The organism is Campylobacter concisus, assembly GCF_902460895.1.
GTDB classification, from domain to species: Bacteria; Campylobacterota; Campylobacteria; order Campylobacterales; family Campylobacteraceae; genus Campylobacter_A; species Campylobacter_A concisus_BC.
In genome coordinates this window covers 393644-395122 of record NZ_CABPVL010000004.1, presented here as the reverse complement: position 1 = coordinate 395122, position 1479 = coordinate 393644, and the positions used below count along the sequence as shown (strand labels likewise).

Below are 1479 nucleotides of genomic sequence, written 5' to 3'. Positions count from 1 at the left end.
TTGTTTAGTAAGTTCTGGAGCTGTAAATTCCCATGAACCATTAGATTTAGCTGTTGTCTCACCTATCTTGTCGCCATTATCATAAATTTCTACTTTTGAGCCAGCTTTTGCAGTGCCTTTGATAGTTGGAGTTTTATCATTTGTTAGATGACCTTTAACATCAAGAACGTTACCAACTTTAGTATCTTCTCCATAGCCTTTAGCATCATCAATTACTTCATTGATAACTGGAGCTTCTGGAAGATCTTTATGTAAAATTTCTGTATCCCCTGCAGTCTCTGTATCACTACCTTTATGGCCAGCTTTATCAGTTACTTCAACTTTTACTTTATCACCTGGTTTGATTGGATCAGTAGTGATTTCGAAATTTCCTTTATCATCAGTTGTGCCAGTGCCTATTGTTTTACCACTTTCATCAGTAACAACTACTGGAGCATTTGGCTCATCTGATTTACCTTTTACGATACCTTTATCTGGAGTACCATCTGATGGGTTGTTTGTATCAACTGGAGTTACAGTATCGATATCTACTTTTGGAACTGTATGATCATTTGGATGCTCTATATTGCCAGCCGTAGCCATTTCTGTACCTGCGTTACCAGCTTTGTCTATTGCTTGAACAAATACTGGAGTACCTGGTTGAACAGCTTTATCTAGTTGAATTAAGAAGTCACCTGCACTGTTAGCGTGACCTTTTCCTATAATGTTGTTATCTACATCTCTAAATAATATCTCAGCATTTGGAGTATCTGTATGACCTGTTCCCATAGTTAGCTCTGCTGTATCATCAGCTTTGCTATTAGTATCGATTGGAGTGATTTTAACGTTATCAAGTTTTGGAGCGATTGAATCTAGATCGATTGTAGCTTCATTGCTTGGTGTGCTCTTACCAAATTTATTCTCAGCAGTTGCTGTAAATTTATGCTCGCCTTGTTTAGTAAGTTCTGGAGCTGTAAATTCCCATGAACCATTAGATTTAGCTGTTGTCTCACCTATCTTGTCGCCATTATCATAAATTTCTACTTTTGAGCCAGCTTTTGCAGTGCCTTTGATAGTTGGAGTTTTATCATTTGTTAGATGACCTTTAACATCAAGAACGTTACCAACTTTAGTATCTTCTCCATAGCCTTTAGCATCATCAATTACTTCATTGATAACTGGAGCTTCTGGAGCTTTAGTATTCTCACTATCTTCACCTATCACCTTGCTATCCTTGCCTGGGTTGTTAGGGTTATTTGGATTGATGATCTCTGCTGTTACATTGTTATCTTTGCCTGGGTTTAGATCAACTGGGATATCAATCTTACCTTTATCGATATCATCTTGGTTGATTGGTTTTTCAGTCTTTTTACCATTGTCATCAGTAACAACTACTTTATCACCTGGTTTTACTGAACCATCTTTTGGTATAGTAACTTCTACTGTTGTTTTACTAGCATCTTTGTCATTAGCTTTGTTTTCATCATCAGAAATTTTGCC

At 36.9% G+C, this 1479-nt stretch carries 1 protein-coding gene; it reads right to left on the bottom strand.

Translation table 11 applies throughout. The features are described from left to right. Positions 1 to 1479: Ig-like domain-containing protein (locus tag F3G98_RS10485; protein WP_188116991.1), on the bottom strand; the 1479-nt coding region annotated here is incomplete at both ends.